This window comes from Barrientosiimonas humi, from assembly GCF_006716095.1.
Classification (GTDB): Bacteria; Actinomycetota; Actinomycetes; order Actinomycetales; family Dermatophilaceae; genus Barrientosiimonas; species Barrientosiimonas humi.
The window spans coordinates 2,049,090-2,065,968 of record NZ_VFOK01000001.1 but is presented as its reverse complement, the minus strand read 5'-3'; the positions used below and the strand labels follow the sequence as shown (position 1 = coordinate 2,065,968).

Sequence of the window (16,879 nt, the reverse complement as noted above, 5' to 3'; positions counted from 1 at the left end):
GGTCAGCTCGCGGTGGTGACCTGTACGCCCGCGCCGGCCAGCTCCGCCAGCGCAGCCTTCGTGGTCTCCGGCGCGACACCGGCGGCCAGGTCGGTGAGCAGCCGGGTGCTGAGCCCGGCGCGCACGGCGTCCAGGGCGGTGGCTCGCACGCAGTAGTCGGTGGCCAGGCCCACGACGTCGACCGACTCGACGCCGCGCTCGCGCAGCCAGTCGGCGAGGCCGGTGCCGTCCTCGGCCGCGCCCTCGAACCCGGAGTAGGCCGCCTCGTGCTCACCCTTGCGGAACACCGTCTCGACCTGCTCCAGCGCCGGCGCGAGGTTGGGGTGGAAGTCGGCGCCGGCGGTCCCGACCTTGCAGTGCACCGGCCAGCTGTCGGTGAAGTCGGGCTCGTCCGACCAGTGGTCGCCCGGGTCGACGTGCCAGTCGGCGGTGGCGACGACGTGGGCGTACCCACCCAGGCCGCTGCCGACGTACGTGCTGATCCGGCCGGCGACCTCGGCGCCGCCCTCGACCGCGAGCGAACCGCCCTCGCAGAAGTCGTTCTGCACGTCCACGATCACCAGTGCGCTCGTCATGGTCCGACGCTAACGCTCAGGGCTGGTCGTCGAGATAGACCGTGGGGATCACCGGCTCGCCGCGGGAGAGCTGGTGGGCCTTGCGGGGCAGTTCGGCGAGCGAGGCGGCGTGCCGTTCGCGGGCGGCCTCGAGCGGCTCCTCGCCGACGATCTCGCCGTCTCGCACCAGCGGCACCAGCAGCTCACGGTCGTTGCCGTCGTCGAACGGGCGCTCGCCGATGCCGATCACCTCGGCCTCGGCGAGGCCGCGCGGGCTGATCTTGCGCAGGGCGTACTTGCGCCCGCCGACGCTGGTCTTGTCCTTGCTCGCCTTGGCGACGCCGATCATCTCGCCGGAGTCGTCGGCGCGGGAGACCAGCTTGTAGACCATGCCGGCCGTCGGCGTGCCGGACCCGGTGACCAGGCTCGTGCCCACCCCGTAGACGTCGACCGGGGCGGCCTGCAGCGCGGCGATGGCGTACTCGTCCAGGTCGCTGGTCACGACGATGCGGGTCTTGGTCGCGCCCAGCTCGTCCAGCTGCTGGCGCACCTCCTTCGCCTGCACCAGCAGGTCGCCGGAGTCGAGCCGCACCCCGCCGAGCTCGGGGCCGGCGATCTCGACGGCGAGCTCGACCGCCGCGGTCACGTCGTAGGTGTCGACCAGCAGCGTGGTGTCCTTGCCGAGCGACTCGACCTGGGAGGTGAAGGCCGCCCGCTCGTCGTCGTGCAGCAGGGTGAACGAGTGGGCCGCCGTGCCGGCGGTCGGCACGCCGTAGCGCCGCCCCGCCTCGAGGTTCGACGTCGTCGCGAACCCGGCGACGTACGCCGCCCGCGCGCTCGCGACCGCCGCCCACTCGTGGGTGCGCCGGGAGCCCATCTCGATGCACGGGCGCCCGTCGGCCGCCGAGGTCATCCGCGACGCGGCCGACGCGACGGCGCTGTCGTGGTTGAAGATCGACAGCGCCAGCGTCTCCAGGATCACGCCCTCGGCGAACGAGGACTCCACGATGAGCAGCGGCGAGCCGGGGAAGTACGCCTCGCCCTCGGCGTAGCCCCACACGTCGCCGGAGAAGCGGTAGTCGGCGAGCCAGTCGACGGTCGCGTCGTCGACGACCTTCGCCGAGCGCAGCCGCTCCAGCTCGGCCTCCTCGAACCGGAAGTGGCGCAGCGACTCCAGGAAGCGCCCGGTGCCGGCGACCACGCCGTAGCGGCGGCCGTCGGGCAGCCGGCGCGCGAACAGCTCGAACACCGACCGGCGGTGCGCGGCGCCGCTGCGCAACGACGCCTGCAGCATCGTCAGCTCGTAGTGGTCGGTCAGCAGCGCGGTCGAGGCGGTGGCGGCGGGAGAGGGGCTCTGCGAGGTCACGCCGCCACCCTAAGGTTGAGGCGTGTCCGTGGCCCCACCTGATCAAGCGACGCCCGATGCCGTCACCGACGTCGGCCTCGAGGAAGACCTCGCCCAGCAGCTCGACCAGCCCTGGGTGACGATCGTCTGGAACGACCCCGTCAACCTCATGTCGTACGTCAGCTGGGTCTTCCAGAGCTACTTCGGCTACTCCCGAGACAAGGCCGAGCAGTTGATGCTGGCGGTCCACCACGAGGGGCCCGCCGTGGTCTCGCGGGGCACGCGGGAGAAGATGGAGAGCGACACCGAGGCCATGCACGGCTACAGCCTGTGGGCCACCTTCCAGAAGGACGAGTGAGTGGCAACGGCATTCCGCCGCAAGGGATCTCGCGTGGTCGGGCGGCTCGACGAGCAGGAGCGCGGCATCGTCGCCGGGCTGCTCTCCAGCACCCGTGAGCTGCTCGACCCCGACGCCGACGAGACCGGCGACACCGACGAGACCGCCGACCCGCTGGAGCGGCTGCGCCGCGAGCTCGACGCGCCGACCGCCACGCCCGAGGAGGTCGAGCAGCGCGACCCGGCGCTGCGCCGGCTGCTGCCCCCCGCCAGCCGCGACGACGACGACCTCGCGCGCGACTTCCGCGCGCTGACCGAGGACTCGCTGCGCCGCCGCAAGGTCGCCACGATCACCGCCGCCATCGCCGCGCTCGACAGCGCCACCTCCGACAAGGTCGAGCTCGACCTCGGTCAGGCGCAGGCGCTGATGATGGCCCTGTCCGACGTGCGCCTCGTGCTGGGCGAGCGCCTCGGCCTGCGCACCGACGAGGACTCCGCCCGCCTGGAGCAGATCGTCGCCGAGGCCGACGACTTCGAGGACCCCGCCGTCATGGCGGCGATGATCTACGACCTGCTCACCTGGCTCCAGGAGTCGGTCGCCCAGGCGTTGCTGCGGTGACCTCCGTGTCGAAGGTCGCCAGCACCCGCTCGGCGACCGGCACGGCGGCGGCCGCGGCCGCCGGGTCGAACGTGGTCCGGGTGCGCCGGGCCAGCAGGTCGTCCACGGTCAGCGCACCCTCCTCCAGCACGCCGTACGCCAGCTCGGCCCCCGTGGTCGCGCTCCCCGGAGCGATCGGGTCGGCAAGCCACGGGTGGCGCGCCGACAGGGCGGCCACCTCGGGCGCGAGCGTGCCGAACCGGCGCACCAGCCGGGCCGGCGCCGCCACGTGGGCGAGGTCGGCCGCCTCGGCCGCACCGAGCAGGGGCAGCGTCGCCGTGCGGCACTCCCCGCCGCGCCCCAGCCGCCGCACGACCGCGTCGACGGTGTCCTGGGCCATCCGGCGATAGGTCGTCAGCTTGCCGCCCGCGATGGTGAGCGGCCGTCCCGGCTCGTCGAGCAGCAGGTGCTCGCGCGACACGTCGGCGGACGGCTTGTCGTCGCGCACGACCAGCGGCCGCAGCCCGGCGAAGCGCCCGACCACGTCGGCCGAGGTGACGGGGGAGCGCAGCGCCCGCGAGACGCCCTCGAGCAGCAGCTGCTCGTCGGCCTCGGGCACCGGCGGCTCCAACGGGTCGACACCGGGCGCCGGCTCGTCGGTGAGCCCGACCAGCACCTGGTCGTCGGGCCGCGGCAGCACCAGCAGGAACCGGCTGGTGCTGCCCGGTAGCGGCACGGTCAGCGCCGCCCGGGGCGACCCGACGGCGGCCGCCGGGAGCACCAGGTGCGAGCCGCGGCTGGGCAGCACGGTGATCCGGTCGTCGTGCCGATCCGCCCAGGCACCAGTGGAATTCACGACCGTGCGGGCGCGCACGGTGAGGCGCTCGCCGGTCAGCGTGTCGGTCAGCATGACCCGCTCGGCGTCGAGCTCGTCGACCCGCGCGCGGGTGACCACGTCGGCCCCGGCCGCGGCGGCCGTGCGGGCGAGCGTGACGACCAGGCGCGCGTCGTCCTCGAGCCGTCCGTCGTGCGACAGCACCCCGCCGCGCAGCCCGTCGGCGGCGAGCCCCGGCGCGAGCCGCAGCGTGGCGGCGGCGCCGATCCGTCGGGGCCGGGGGAGCAGCGAGGACGGCGTGCGCGCGCTGCGCCGCAGCACGTCGCCGGCCGTCACGCCCAACCGGATCAGCGCCCCCTGGCGCCGGCCGACGTCGCGCCCGAGCGGCACGAGCGTGGGCATCGGCGCGACCAGGTGCGGCGCGATCCGGGACATCAGCAGGTGGCGCTCGCGGGCCGACTCGTGCGCGACGCCCACGTGCCCCGACGCGAGGTAGCGCAGCCCGCCGTGCACCAGCTTCGAGCTCCACCGGCTGGTGCCCGCGGCGAGGTCGTGCTGCTCGACCAGCAGCACGCTCAGCCCGCGGCTGGCCGCGTCGAGCGCCACCCCGCAGCCGGTGACGCCACCGCCCACGACCACGACGTCGTACGTCCGCTCGGCCGCGCGCTCCAGCGCACCCCGGCGCTGGGTCCGGTTGAGCGAGCCGCGCCCGCCGGCCGGGCTCGGCGCGCTCATGCCCCGAGCCTCGGGGCGAGGTAGCGGTCGACCAGCAGCGCCACCTCGTCGTCGATCGCGCGCTCGTCGGCGAGATCGGCCACGACGGTGGCGGAGACGACGAACCCCTGCAGCGCCATGAGCAGGGTGATCGCGGCCACGTCGGGGTCGACGCGGCGCACCGACCCGTCGCGCTGCCCGAGCTCGATGCCCTCGCGCAGCAACGTGCGCATCAGCTCCTGACCGCGGCCGAGGTGGTCGATCAGATAGGGCAGCAGCAGCTCCGGGTCGTGCTGGCGCAGCGCCTGCACCAGCGGCGAGCGGCGGATCTGGTGCAGCGCCGAGGTGACCCGGCGCACGATCTGCGGGCGCGCCGACGCCTCGAGGTCGGCGCCCTCGGCGGAGGCGGTGACCAGCTGCTCGAACTCGCCGTACAGCGCCTCCAGCACCAGCTGCTCGATGCCGCCGGAGTGGCGATAGACCGTCATCCGCGAGACGCCCGCCCGGCGGGCGATGGAGGTGGCGGTGGCCCGGCGTACGCCGTAGGCCAGCACCTCCTCGCGCGCGGCCTGCACCAGCTGCGCGGCGCGGTCGGGTGCCGCGACCTCGGAGGCGTCGGCCTCCGGAGCCAGCGTCTCGGGGGCGTGCGCCTCGGGCGCGTCGGACGTGGGGTCCTGCGCTGCCTGCTTCGCCATGACACCTCCAGCTCGGTTGTGGCGATGTTACAACATGTGACACTGTGTCACACATGACGTCTGAGCTGCCTCCCGTCCCGCCCCGTTCCGTCTGGTGGGGCTGGGGTGCCGCCGACGCCGACCGGAGCCTGTCCGGCGCCGGGCTGGCGCTGCTCGGTCGCGAGCTCGGCCGGCCGGTCGACGCGGTCGACGAGCCGCCGGTCGACCTGCCCGCCGTACGCCTTCCCGACCGTCTGCTCGCGCCGTCGGCCCGGGCGGCGCTCACCGCCGTCGTCGGCGAGGAGCACGTGCGCACCGACGCCGAGGCGCGCGTCGAGCACGCCGGCGGAAAGAGCTATCGCGACCTGGTGCGGGCGCGCGGCGGCGACGCCGACGAGGCGCCCGACGCCGTCGTGCTCCCGGCCGACGCGGACCAGGTGGCGCAGGTGCTGCGCGTCTGCGCCGAGCACGACCTGGCCGTCGTGCCGTTCGGCGGCGGCACCTCCGTCGTCGGTGGCGTGCAGGCGCTGCGCGGCGACCACGCGGGCGTCGTCACGCTCGACCTGCGCCGCCTCGACGGCCTCGTCGACCTCGACCCGGTGTCGCGCACCGCGACCTTCGGGGCTGGCGTGCGCGGCCCCGAGGCGGAGCGGCTGCTGGCCGCCCACGACCTCACGCTCGGCCACTTCCCGCAGAGCTTCGAGCAGGCGACGCTCGGCGGGTTCGCCGCGACCCGGTCCTCGGGCCAGGCGTCCTCCGGCTACGGCCGCTTCGACGACATGGTGCTCGCCGCGACCGTCGTGACCCCCGAGGGCGAGCTGCGGGTCGGCGGCTTCCCCGGCACCGCGGCCGGGCCGGCGCTGCTGGACCTGGTGCTCGGCAGCGAGGGCCGGCTCGGCGTGATCACCGACGTGACCGTGCGCGCGCGCCCTCGCCCGGCGGCCACCCGGCACGAGGCCTGGGCGTTCGCGTCGTTCGAGGAGGCGACCGCCGCGCTGCGCCAGCTCGCGCAGTCGCGCACCCTGCCCGACGTCTGCCGCGCCTCCGACGCCGAGGAGACCCGGGTGACCCTGCGGATGGCGGGCCGGTCGGGCGCCGCGCTGCGGGGGCTCACCCGGCTGCGCCGCCTCGGCGACCCGTGCCTGGTGATCCTGCTGTGGGACGGCCCCGACAGCAAGACCGTCGACGCGCGCGCCGCCGCCGCCCGGCCCGCGCTCACCGCCCACCACGGCCGCCGGCTGCCCGGCGCCGTCGCCCGCGCCTGGGCCGCGCACCGGTTCGGCGCGCCCTACCTGCGCGACGAGCTGCTGCGCCGCGGTGTGCTGGTCGAGACCCTCGAGACCGCGACGGGCTGGAGCAACCTGGTGCCGCTCGCCGCCGCGGTGCGCACCGCCATCAGCGACGCCTTCGTCGCCGACGGCACCCGCTGCGTCGTGCAGACCCACGTGTCGCACGTCTACGAGACCGGCGCCTCGCTCTATCTCACCGTCATCGGGGAGGCGGGCGACGACCCGCTGGGGCGCTGGGGGAGGGCCAAGGAGGCCGCGAGCCGCGCGATCGTCGAGCACGGCGGCACCATCACCCACCACCACGCCGTCGGCGTCGACCACCGGGCCTACCTGCCCGACGAGGTCGGCGAGCTGGGCATCCGGCTGCTGCGCGCCGCCGCGGGAGCCGTCGACCCCCAGGCGGTTATGAACCCGGGCAAGCTGTTCTCCTGAGGTCGCGCCGTCGGCGCCTCGGTACGATCGCCGCATCATGAGCGCGTCCGACACCCTTGCTGCTGCCTCCTCACCCGACCCCGACGCCCCGGTGGCCCCGCCACGGCTGCGCGTCGCGCCGTCGCCGACCGGCGACCCGCACGTCGGCACCGCCTACATGGCGATGTTCGACCTGGCGTACGCCCGCAAGCACGGCGGCCAGTTCGTGCTGCGCATCGAGGACACCGACCGCGCGCGGTTCGTCGAGGGCAGCGAGCAGCAGGTCTACGACACCCTCGCCTGGCTCGGGCTGAGCCACGACGAGGGGCCCGACGTGGGCGGTCCGTACGCGCCGTACCGGCAGTCCGAGCGGCTCGATACCTACCAGCCCTATGTCGACAAGCTGCTGGCCGAGGGCAAGGCCTACTACTGCTGGTGCTCCGCGGAACGGCTGAAGGAGATGCGCGAGAAGCAGCAGGCGCTGAAGCAGCCGACCGGTTACGACCGGCTCTGCTACGGCAAGACCGAGGAGGAGCGGGCCGCGCTGCCCGGCTTCAGCGACAAGCCGGTCGTGCGCATGCTGATCCCCGACGACGTCGAGCTGGAGTGGGACGACCTGATCATGGGGCGCACGAGCGCGCCCCGGCCCGACGACCAGGTGATCCTCAAGGCCGACGGCTTCCCGACGTACCACCTGGCCGTGGTCGTCGACGACCACGAGATGGCGATCACCCACGTCGTGCGCGGCCAGGAGTGGATCTCCAGCACGCCCAAGCACCTGCTCCTCTACAAGTGGCTCGAGGTGCCGGCGCCGCGCTTCGCGCACATGCCGCTGCTGCGTGACGAGAAGCGCGCCAAGATCTCCAAGCGCAAGAACCCCGCCGCCCGGCTCACCTGGTTCCAGGAGCAGGGCTATCTGCCCGAGGCGTTGCTGAACTTCCTTGCGCTGCAGGGGTATCCGCCGATCGTCGAGGCGGATGGCACCGAGCGCGAGGTCTTCACGTTCGAGGAGTTCACGCAGCGCTTCGAGTGGGCCAAGGTCAACAAGGCTGGTGCCGTGTTCAACCTCGACAAGCTCAACTGGCTCAACGGGCACTACATCCGTGAGCTCGACGCGGGCGACCTCGCGAGCCGGCTCATCCCGTTCCTGCACGCCGAGGGGCTCGTCGGCTCGCACCCGACGCTGCCCGAGCTGGGGCGCCTCAAGCTGGTCGCCGAGCAGGTGCAGACGCGCATCACGACGCTGCAGGACGCCGTGCCGCTGGTGCGCCCGTTCTACGTCGCGGACGACGAGCTGGAGATCGCCGACGACGCGCGCGCCACGCTCAAGGACGGCGCGGCCGAGGTGCTCGACGCGGCCATCGCGGCGCTGGAGCCGATCGACGGCGGCATCGGCAACCCCGACGGCACCGGGGTGGAGTGGCTGGCCCCGCGCATCGAGGCCGCGCTGCGCGAGGCGATCATCGACGGGCTCGGCATCAAGCCGCGGCTCGCGTTCGGTCCGCTGCGCGTCGCGATCGCGGGACAGAAGATCTCGACGCCGCTGTTCGAGTCGATGGAGATCCTCGGCAAGCACTCGACCATGACCCGGTTGCGGGCGCTGCGCGACCAGCTGTGAGCCGCGCCTCGACGGGCCACCCCGATTTGGGCCCACGCGGGGGCGGCCGGTAAGGTTTCTCCTCGGTTCACCCCATGAAGGCCGGTTCCCGGCGCGCATGGAGTGATACCCCCTTGGGGTATGGTGTAATTGGCAGCACGACTGATTCTGGTTCAGTTAGTCTAGGTTCGAGTCCTGGTACCCCAGCGAGTCGCCGAAAGCCGTTCCGGCTCAGGCGATTCGGAGAAGTTCCACTCCTCGCGGTATGGTTCTCTCCGCTGATCTCGATCAGCACCACGTGCGGCCCCGTTGTGTAGCGGCCTAGCACGCCGCCCTCTCAAGGCGGTAGCGCGGGTTCGAATCCCGTCGGGGCTACGTATCGCGAGAAGCCCGGACCCTCTCGGAGGGTCCGGGCTTCTTCGTGTCTTTGGCATGCTGCCCCTGATGAGCACCGACCACATCTGGTACGCCTCCTACGGCTCGAACCTGTCGGCCGCCCGGTTCGGGTTCTACCTGTCCGGCGGCCGCCCGCCCGGGGCGAGCCGGACCTACCCCGGGGCGCGCGACGCCACGCCGCCGGTCGCGGACCGCGCGCTGCACGTGCCCGGGGAGATCTTCTTCGGCTGGGACTCGCCGACCTGGGGTGGTGGCGGCATTGCGTTCCTCGACCTCGCCGCCGGGGGAGAGGCGCTGGTGCGGGCGTACCGCATCACCCACGAGCAGCTCGCCGACGTCGTCGCGCAGGAGATGCACCGCGACCCCGGCGACGCGCTCGACGTCGACGAGCTGATCGGCGCCCGGCGGCTGGTGCTCGGGCCGGGCCGGTACGAGACGCTCGCCGTCGTCGCCGACCTCGAGGGCGAGCCGGTGGTCACCTTCACCTGCCCCGACGACGACGCCCGGCCGGCCGTCAACGCGCCGAGCGGCGCCTACCTCGCGATGATCGCGGCCGGCCTGCGCGAGGCGCACGGCCTGTCGACGCCGCAGATCCGCGACTACCTGCTGCCGGCGCCCGGCGTGCGACCCACGTGGACCCCGGAGCGGCTGGACGAGGTGCTCGCGGCGTAGTTAAGCACGCTTGACATGCCGGGCGCCCGCGGTGCAGGGTGGCGGCGTAAAGCACGCTTGACTACTTCGGGGGGCACGATGAACCAGGGCATGACACGGAGCGCACGCGTCGCGGTGGCCGGCGGCCTCGGGCTGCTGGGCGGCGGTCTGCTGGGGCTGCTCGCGGCGGTGCGTGGCGGCGGCGACGACGCGACCGTGCTGTGGGTGGTGGTGTTCGCGCTCGTGTGCGGCCCGGCGGTCGCCGGGCTGGCGTGGATGCTGTGGCTCGGGCGGGCCGAGGTCGCGGCCACCGACCGGGCGGGGCGCGACGACGTGGAGCGGTCCTGGTTCGAGCGCGCGGCGTCGACGGCGTTCTGCTGCACGATCGGCGGCGCGTTGCTCTTCGAGGGTCTGGGCCGGGCGCTGCGCGTCGACTGGTTGGCGCCGGTGACGATCGTGCACGTGCTGCTGCTCGCCGGGGCGAGCTTCGGCCTGGCCTACCTCCAGGCCCGGCGCGCGGAGGCCTGAGTGCGCAACCGGATCCCGCAGCTGCGCCGCGACCGGGGGCTCTCGCAGGCCGCCCTCGCCGTGGCGCTGGGCGTCTCGCGGCAGACGGTGATCTCGCTGGAGAAGGGGCGCTATGACCCCTCGCTGCCGCTGGCCTTCCGCATCGCGCGCGAGTTCGACGTCACGATCGAGGACGTGTTCGACCCGCGGGAGTGAGCGGGCGTGCGGTGCCGGCCGATGGCGTACGTCGGGCGCGGGTCACGCACTCTCGTGGCGGATGACCGGGGCCTGGGCGCGGGCGAGCACCTCGGTGAGCTTGTTGGCGCCGGCGATCACGGTCGCGGCGTGCAGCCGGCCGGGCTGGCGGGACACGCGCTCGATGGGGCCCGAGATCGACACGGCCGCGATGACCTTGCCGGCGGGGTTGCGCACCGGGGCGGACACCGACGCGACGCCGGCCTCGCGCTCGCCGACGCTCTGCGCCCAGCCGCGGCGGCGCACGGCCGACAGCATCGTCGCGGTGAACTTCGCGCCCTGCAGCCCCTTGTGCAGCCGCTCGGGCTCCTCCCAGGCGAGCAGGATCTGCGCGGCGGACCCGGCCTGCATCGACAGGGTCGCGCCGACCGGGATCGAGTCGCGCAGGCCGACCGGGCGGTCCGCCGCGGCGACGCAGATGCGCTGGTCGCCCTGCCGGCGGAAGAGCTGGGCGCTCTCGTTGGTGTGGTCGCGCAGCGCGCCGAGCACCGGGCCGGCGGCCGCGAGCAGGCGGTCCTCGCCCGCCGCCGAGGCCAGCTCGACCAGGCGCGGGCCGAGCACGAAGCGCCCCTGCATGTCGCGTGCGACGAGTCGGTGGTGCTCGAGCGCGACGGCGAGCCGGTGCGCCGTGGGGCGCGCCAGACCGGTCGACGCCACGAGCTGGGCGAGGGTCGAGGGACCCGCTTCCAGGGCCGAGAGAACGATGGCCGCCTTGTCCAGGACGCCCACACCGCTAGACTTGTCCATGAGTTGATACTGCCGTCTCAGAGGACGAGACGCAAGTTCAACCGCAAAAACAGCGGCGCAGGATGTGGCGGACGCAGCACGAAGAGCGGATTCCGGGAGGGGTCATGGCACGCACACTGGCCGAGAAGGTCTGGGACGAGCACCTGGTGCGCCGGGTCGAGGGCGAGCCGGATCTCCTCTACATCGATCTCCACCTGCTCCACGAGGTGACCAGCCCGCAGGCGTTCGAGGGGCTGCGCCTGGCCGGTCGCGGGGTGCGTCACACCGAGCTGACCCTCGCCACCGAGGACCACAACGTCCCGACCACGGCCGGGCCGATCAGCGACCCGGTGAGCCGCACCCAGGTCGAGACGCTGCGCCAGAACTGCGCGGAGTTCGGGGTGCCGATCTATCCGATGGGCGACGCCGAGCAGGGCATCGTGCACATCATCGGTCCGCAGCTCGGGCTCACCCAGCCCGGCATGACGATCGTCTGCGGCGACAGCCACACCTCGACGCACGGCGCGTTCGGCGCGCTCGCCTTCGGCATCGGCACCAGCGAGGTCGAGCACGTGCTGGCCACCCAGACGCTGCCGCTCAAGCCGTTCCGCACCATGGCGATCACGGTCGACGGCGAGCTGCCCGAGGGCGTCACGGCCAAGGACATCATCCTCGCGGTGATCGCCGAGATCGGCACCGGCGGCGGCCAGGGCTACGTGCTGGAGTATCGGGGCAGCACCATCGAGTCGCTCTCGATGGAGGCGCGGATGACCGTGTGCAACATGTCGATCGAGGCCGGCGCCCGCGCCGGCATGATCGCGCCCGACCAGACCACGTTCGACTACCTCAAGGGCCGCCCGCACGCTCCCGACGAGCAGCACTGGGACGCCGCCGTCGCCGCCTGGACCGAGCTGCGCACCGACGACGACGCCGAGTTCGACCACGAGGTGCGCATCGACGCGACCCAGCTGACGCCGTACGTCACCTGGGGCACCAACCCCGGCCAGGGCCTGCCGCTCGGCGCGACGGTGCCCGACCCGGAGTCCTTCGGCGACGACGGCGACCGCGAGGACGCCGAGCGGGCGCTGACGTACATGGGTCTGGAGCCGGGCACGCCGCTGCGCGACATCGCGGTCGACACGGTCTTCCTCGGGTCGTGCACCAACGGGCGCATCGAGGACCTGCGCGCGGCGGCCGACGTCATCCGCGGCCACCGGGTCGCCAAGGGCGTGCGCATGCTCGTCGTCCCCGGGTCGGCCCGGGTGCGCCTGCAGGCCGAGGACGAGGGGCTCGACCGGATCTTCTCCGACGCGGGCGCCGAGTGGCGCCTCGCCGGATGCTCGATGTGCCTCGGCATGAACCCAGACCAGCTGACGCCGGGGGAGCGCTGCGCCTCAACGTCGAACCGCAACTTCGAGGGCCGCCAGGGCAAGGGCGGCCGCACCCACCTGGTGAGCCCGCTCGTCGCGGCGGCGACCGCGGTGCGCGGCACGCTGTCCAGCCCGGCGGACCTGTAGGAGGAGCCCACGATGGACAAGTTCGAGACCCACACCGGCGTCGGAGTCCCGCTGCGGCGCAGCAACGTCGACACCGACCAGATCATCCCCGCGGTCTACCTGAAGCGGATCACCCGCACCGGCTTCGAGGACGGGCTGTTCTCCGCCTGGCGGGGCGACGAGTCGTTCGTGCTCAACAACCCCGACTACGCCCAGGGGTCGGTGCTCGTCGCCGGACCCGACTTCGGCACCGGCTCCTCGCGCGAGCACGCGGTGTGGGCGCTGATGGACTACGGCTTCCGCGTGGTCATCTCCTCGCGCTTCGCCGACATCTTCCGCGGCAACTCCGGCAAGGCCGGTCTGCTCACCGCGCAGGTCGCCCAGGAGGACGTCGAGCTGCTGTGGAAGCTGCTCGAGAACCACCCGGGCACACCGCTTTCGGTCGATCTCAAGGGCCGGGTGATCACCGGCGGCGACCTCACCGTCCCGTTCCAGATCGACGACTACACGCGGTGGCGCCTGCTCGAGGGGCTCGACGACATCAGCCTCACGCTGCGTCACGCCGACGCCATCGACGACTACGAGTCGCAGCGCCACCCGTGGAAGCCGACCACCACGGTCGCCGGCTGACCGACTCTGCACCGAAGCCCGGGTTCCGTAGCGCCGCAACGGGACCCGGGCTTTCGCATCCCCCCGCCGTACGCCCTCGCCGCCTCCGCGCGCCCGTCGCCGCAGCCGCCGGTGCGGGGTCGGAGCCGGGGGCGTCGGGCCGACGCGGACCGGTCGGTGCGCGGGCTGCCGTCGGGCGACACCCAGCCTCGAGCGCCCAAAGTCGTTCGGCCACAACGAATCTCCGGCGCGATGTAGTGGACGTGCGCCTCGCGCGGTCATACCGTCTGATGTCAAGCCGAGCACCTGCCCGGCAGTGTGAGAGTCCGGCGGTGGCGCCGGCAGAATCCCCCGGAGGGTTGGGATCGTGAACAAGGCAGAACTCATCGCGAACCTCGAGGGTCGCCTCGGCAGCAAGAAGGCGGCCAACGACGCCCTCGAGGCGGTCTTCGACGTGATCATCCGCGAGGTGGCCAAGGGCAACAAGGTGGGCATCACCGGCTTCGGCACCTTCGAGAAGGTGTCCCGTGCGGCCCGCACCGGTCGCAACCCGCGCACCGGTCAGAGCGTGCGCATCAAGAAGACCGCGGTCCCGAAGTTCAAGCCGGGCACCGCGTTCAAGACCGTCGTCGCCGACCCGCGCAGCCTGCCCAAGACCGGCAACGCCGGCGGCCGCGCGACCGCGGCCGGCTCGTCGACCACCACGAAGAAGGCCGCCACCAAGAAGACCGCGGCCAAGAAGTCGACCGCCAAGAAGGCGACCGGCACCACCGCGGCGAAGAAGTCGGCGGCCAAGTCCACGGGTGCAGCGACGAAGTCCACCGCGGCCAAGAAGTCCACCGCCAAGAAGGCGACCGGCACCACGGCGGCGAAGAAGTCGACCGCCAAGAAGGCCACGACCAAGGCCACCCCGGCGCGCAGCACCGCGAAGAAGACGACGACGCGCGCCACCACGGCCAAGAAGGCCCCGGCGAAGAAGACCACGCGCACCGCCAAGCGCTGAGCGCGCGGCACAGACCCCGTACGTCAGCGAGGGCGGCTCCCGATGGGGCCGCCCTCGTGGCGTGTCCGGCGGCCCGAGGTGGTGATTTCGGGTACGCGGCCCGGTCGGTCAGGTCAGGTCAGCGGATGATCTGGCCCGCGCCGATGCCGACGATCCACAGCCGGGACACCCCGCCGTCGGAGCCGATCTCGACGCTGACCCGCTGGCCGGGGCGCAGGTGCCGCAGCCCGCTCGCGGCGAAGGCCGTCTGCCCGAAGCGCAGCTCGCGCCCGTTGTCCATGAGCACCGAGCCCGAGGCGGTGTCGAGGTCGAAGGTGTGCACGGTGGCCTGCACGTTAGGCGCTCCGTCGCTCGGCACCGAGCGCCGCGGCGCTGTGCTCGCCGAGACCGAGCTCGGCGGCCCGGTCGAGCGAGGCGAGGTCGTCGACGTCGTGCCGCAGCGTCGGCAGGTCGAGGTCGAGCACCGTGCAGCGCCGGGCGTGGCGCGCGGCCGAGCCGCGACCGAACCGGGGCGCGAGCGCGCGCGGGTCGTGATGGGTCAGCAGCACGGTGCCGTGCCCGTCGTGGTCGGGCACGAGCGCGCTCTCGGTCGCGGCGCACGCGCGCAGCCCCGCGAGCAGCTCGGCCGGGCGCAGCGCCGGGAGGTCGCCGAGCAGCACGGCGGTGGGCAGGCCCGCGTCGCGCCGGACGGCCTCGGCGAGACCCGCCTGGACGGCCGGGTTGAGACCGCGGGCCGGGTCGGGGACGGTGCGCACGTCGCGCTCGGCGAGGTGGGCGGTGACCAGGTCGTCCTCGGTGACGACGATCAGCCGGTCGGTGCGCACGACGTCGAGCACGGCGTCGAGGGTGTCGAGCGCGAGGGCCAGTGCGAGGCCGGGCTTGTCGACGCCGGCGGGCGCGTGCAGCCGCGACTTGGCGCGGAACCGGCTCTTGACGGGCACGACGACGTGCCAGGTCGAGGTGCGGGCGGCGGTCGGGGGTGAGACGCTCACGCGGCCATGGTCTCATCGCCCGGTGACAGCCCCGCGACGACACACACGCAGGGGTATGTCCGAGGCGGCCGGTCCGGCGGCGCGCCGCGTGGCAGGATGACCGGGACCCCGCCGCCACGTGGAGGAGACCGGTGCCCCGAGAGCCGATGCGTGAGGAGATCACGCCCCTGTTCCGACGCATCATCGGCGGTCTGCGCCCGGTGATGCAGGGCGTCACGCGCCAGGAGTGGAGCGGGGGCGAGCACCTGCCGCGCGAGGGCGGGTTCGTGCTCGCCGCCAACCACGTCTCCTACACCGACCCGCTCACGCTCGGGCACTTCCTGGTCGACCACGGCCGCGCCCCGCACTACCTCGCGAAGTCCAGCCTGCTCGACGTGCCGGGCCTCGGGCACGTCATCCGCGGCACCGGGCAGATCCCCGTCTATCGCAACACCGTGCGCGCGGTCGACGCCCTGACCGCGGCGATCCAGGCCGTGCGCGAGGGCGCCTGCGTCGTGGTGATGCCCGAGGGCACGCTCACCCGCGACCCCGGGCTGTGGCCGATGGCCGGCAAGACCGGCGCGGCGCGCATCGCGCTCGAGACCGACTGCCCGCTGATCCCCGTCGCGATGTGGGGGACCCAGGACCTGCTGTGGCCCTATCGCGGCAAGGTCCCGAAGCTGTTGCCGCGCAAGACGATCCGCATCCAGGCGGGTCCGCCGGTCGACCTGTCCGACCTGGCGCGGCCGTACGACAGCGCCACCCTGCGCACCGCGACCGAGCGGCTGATGGCGGCCATCACCACCCAGCTCGAGACGATCCGTGGCGAGCGGGCACCTGCCGAGCGGTTCCGCCCGGCCGGCCCCGGACGCGCGGACGGAGAGGCGAGATCATGACCCGCGCAACGGTTTTCGGCAGCGGCAGCTGGGGGACGGCGTACGCCGCGATCCTGGCCGACGCCGGGTGCGACGTGACGATCTGGAGCCGCCGGCCCGAGGTCGCCGACGAGATCAACAGCACCCGACGCAACGGCGGATATCTGCCCGACCTGCAGCTGCCCGACGCGGTGCGCGCGACGGCCGACCCGCGCGAGGCGGCCGAGGGCGCGCAGGTCGCGGTGCTGGCGGTGCCTTCGCAGACGTTGCGCGACAACCTCGCGCAGTGGGGCGACGCGATCGGCGACGACGCCTATGTCGTGTCGCTGATGAAGGGCATCGAGCTCGGCACCACCCGCCGGATGAGCGAGGTCATCGCCGAGGCGGCGTCGGTCGACCCCGAGCGCATCGTGGTCGTGTCGGGGCCCAACCTGGCGCGCGAGATCGCCGCCAAGCAGCCGGCGGCCGCCGTGGTCGCCTCCACCAACGCGATGGCCCGGGCCAGGGTGGCCGAGGCGTCGGCCACGCCGTACTTTCGCCCCTACACCAACGGCGACGTCGTGGGCGTTGAGATCGGCGGTGCGGTCAAGAACGTCATCGCGCTCGCCGTCGGCATGGCCAAGGGCATGGGGATGGGCGACAACACCATGGCCAGCCTGCTGACCCGGGGGCTCGCCGAGACGGCGCGCTTCGGCATCCGGCTCGGCGCCGACCCGCAGACCTTCCTCGGTCTCGCCGGCGTGGGCGACCTGGTGGCGACGTGCGCCTCGCCGCTGTCGCGCAACTACACGTTCGGCTTCAAGCTCGGCCAGGGGCAGACGCTGGAGGAGGTGCAGGCCAGCACCAAGCAGACCGCCGAGGGCGTGAAGTCGTGCCGGTCGATCCTCGAGCTGGCCACCAGCGTCGGCGCCGAGGTGCCGATCGTCGAGAACGTCGCGGCCGTGGTGTTCGAGGGGCGCCGTCCCGCCGACGTCGTCGAGCAGCTCATGTCGCGCAGCCGCAAGCACGAGCGCAGCTGACGCGGGCCGAGCGCCCGG

Annotated in this window: 19 protein-coding genes and 2 tRNA genes; 14 read left to right on the top strand and 7 right to left on the bottom strand. The window is 73.4% G+C overall.

Annotation, left to right across the window (positions count from 1 at the left end; genetic code table 11):
- Positions 1-2 precede the first annotated feature (2 nt).
- A complete protein-coding gene (locus tag FB554_RS09670) occupies positions 3-575 on the bottom strand; it encodes an isochorismatase family protein (protein WP_142005766.1) in 573 nt (190 codons plus the stop codon).
- Positions 576-591: 16 nt separating this feature from the next.
- Positions 592-1,920 (bottom strand): nicotinate phosphoribosyltransferase, encoded by a 1,329-nt coding sequence (locus FB554_RS09665; protein WP_142005765.1) that lies wholly within the window; start codon positions 1,918-1,920, stop codon positions 592-594.
- 22 nt (positions 1,921-1,942) lie between these two features.
- Between FB554_RS09665 and clpS the strand changes: the two genes are divergently transcribed.
- Positions 1,943-2,257 carry an ATP-dependent Clp protease adapter ClpS gene (clpS, locus tag FB554_RS09660; protein ID WP_142005764.1) on the top strand — a complete coding sequence of 105 codons (315 nt, stop codon included), beginning with the start codon at positions 1,943-1,945 and terminating at the stop codon, positions 2,255-2,257.
- Positions 2,258-2,854: a DUF2017 domain-containing protein gene (locus FB554_RS09655; protein ID WP_142005763.1), complete on the top strand. Its 597-nt coding sequence runs from the start codon at positions 2,258-2,260 to the stop codon at positions 2,852-2,854.
- Here FB554_RS09655 and FB554_RS09650 read toward each other — a convergent pair.
- Positions 2,811-4,403 carry a glycerol-3-phosphate dehydrogenase/oxidase gene (locus FB554_RS09650; protein WP_142005762.1) on the bottom strand — a complete coding sequence of 531 codons (1,593 nt, stop codon included), beginning with the start codon at positions 4,401-4,403 and terminating at the stop codon, positions 2,811-2,813. The genes FB554_RS09655 and FB554_RS09650 overlap by 44 nt on opposite strands.
- Positions 4,400-5,077, bottom strand: a complete 678-nt coding sequence (locus tag FB554_RS09645) for a TetR/AcrR family transcriptional regulator (RefSeq protein ID WP_142005761.1) — start codon at positions 5,075-5,077, stop codon at positions 4,400-4,402. The genes FB554_RS09650 and FB554_RS09645 overlap by 4 nt, the downstream gene beginning before the upstream one ends.
- 53 nt (positions 5,078-5,130) lie before the next feature.
- Between FB554_RS09645 and FB554_RS09640 the strand changes: the two genes are divergently transcribed.
- From FB554_RS09640 to FB554_RS09610, 7 genes are all read left to right on the top strand, one after another.
- Positions 5,131-6,777, top strand: a complete 1,647-nt coding sequence (locus tag FB554_RS09640) for an FAD-binding oxidoreductase (protein WP_142005760.1) — start codon at positions 5,131-5,133, stop codon at positions 6,775-6,777.
- A 37-nt stretch (positions 6,778-6,814) separates the two neighbouring features.
- Positions 6,815-8,374: a glutamate--tRNA ligase gene (gene gltX / locus FB554_RS09635; RefSeq protein ID WP_142005759.1), complete on the top strand. Its 1,560-nt coding sequence runs from the start codon at positions 6,815-6,817 to the stop codon at positions 8,372-8,374.
- Positions 8,375-8,488: 114 nt separating this feature from the next.
- Positions 8,489-8,560, top strand: a tRNA-Gln gene (locus FB554_RS09630).
- A gap of 95 nt (positions 8,561-8,655) precedes the next feature.
- Positions 8,656-8,728, top strand: a tRNA-Glu gene (locus FB554_RS09625).
- Positions 8,729-8,797: 69 nt separating this feature from the next.
- Positions 8,798-9,421, top strand: a complete 624-nt coding sequence (locus FB554_RS09620) for a histone deacetylase (protein ID WP_211344570.1) — start codon at positions 8,798-8,800, stop codon at positions 9,419-9,421.
- A gap of 90 nt (positions 9,422-9,511) precedes the next feature.
- Entirely contained in the window at positions 9,512-9,928 is a 417-nt protein-coding gene (locus tag FB554_RS09615) for a hypothetical protein (RefSeq protein ID WP_142005758.1), read from the top strand.
- Positions 9,929-10,123 (top strand): helix-turn-helix transcriptional regulator, encoded by a 195-nt coding sequence (locus FB554_RS09610; protein ID WP_142005757.1) that lies wholly within the window; start codon positions 9,929-9,931, stop codon positions 10,121-10,123.
- 42 nt (positions 10,124-10,165) lie between these two features.
- Here the strand turns inward: FB554_RS09610 and FB554_RS09605 are convergent, their stop codons facing one another.
- Entirely contained in the window at positions 10,166-10,909 is a 744-nt protein-coding gene (locus FB554_RS09605; protein WP_142005756.1) for an IclR family transcriptional regulator, read from the bottom strand.
- Between the two features lie 104 nt (positions 10,910-11,013).
- On the opposite strand from FB554_RS09605, the gene leuC reads away from it, so the two are divergent.
- The 3 genes from leuC to FB554_RS09590 all read left to right on the top strand — a co-directional run bounded on the left by leuC (position 11,014) and on the right by FB554_RS09590 (position 13,996).
- A complete protein-coding gene (gene leuC / locus FB554_RS09600) occupies positions 11,014-12,405 on the top strand; it encodes a 3-isopropylmalate dehydratase large subunit (RefSeq protein ID WP_142005755.1) in 1,392 nt (463 codons plus the stop codon).
- A 12-nt stretch (positions 12,406-12,417) separates the two neighbouring features.
- Positions 12,418-13,014 carry a 3-isopropylmalate dehydratase small subunit gene (leuD, locus tag FB554_RS09595; RefSeq protein ID WP_142005754.1) on the top strand — a complete coding sequence of 199 codons (597 nt, stop codon included), beginning with the start codon at positions 12,418-12,420 and terminating at the stop codon, positions 13,012-13,014.
- 346 nt (positions 13,015-13,360) lie between these two features.
- Positions 13,361-13,996, top strand: coding sequence for an HU family DNA-binding protein (locus tag FB554_RS09590; RefSeq protein WP_142005753.1), 636 nt, complete (start codon positions 13,361-13,363; stop codon positions 13,994-13,996).
- A gap of 118 nt (positions 13,997-14,114) precedes the next feature.
- Here FB554_RS09590 and FB554_RS17355 read toward each other — a convergent pair whose 3' ends face one another.
- Complete coding sequence (locus FB554_RS17355; protein WP_142005752.1) at positions 14,115-14,330, bottom strand: cold-shock protein; 216 nt, start codon at positions 14,328-14,330, stop codon at positions 14,115-14,117.
- 1 nt (position 14,331) lies between these two features.
- A complete protein-coding gene (cofC, locus tag FB554_RS09580; protein WP_142005751.1) occupies positions 14,332-14,988 on the bottom strand; it encodes a 2-phospho-L-lactate guanylyltransferase in 657 nt (218 codons plus the stop codon).
- Positions 14,989-15,119: 131 nt separating this feature from the next.
- On the opposite strand from cofC, the gene FB554_RS09575 reads away from it, so the two are divergent.
- Entirely contained in the window at positions 15,120-15,863 is a 744-nt protein-coding gene (locus FB554_RS09575; RefSeq protein WP_338070563.1) for a lysophospholipid acyltransferase family protein, read from the top strand.
- Positions 15,860-16,861, top strand: coding sequence for an NAD(P)H-dependent glycerol-3-phosphate dehydrogenase (locus FB554_RS09570; protein ID WP_142005750.1), 1,002 nt, complete (start codon positions 15,860-15,862; stop codon positions 16,859-16,861). The genes FB554_RS09575 and FB554_RS09570 overlap by 4 nt, the downstream gene beginning before the upstream one ends.
- The last annotated feature ends 18 nt before the right edge of the window (positions 16,862-16,879 follow it).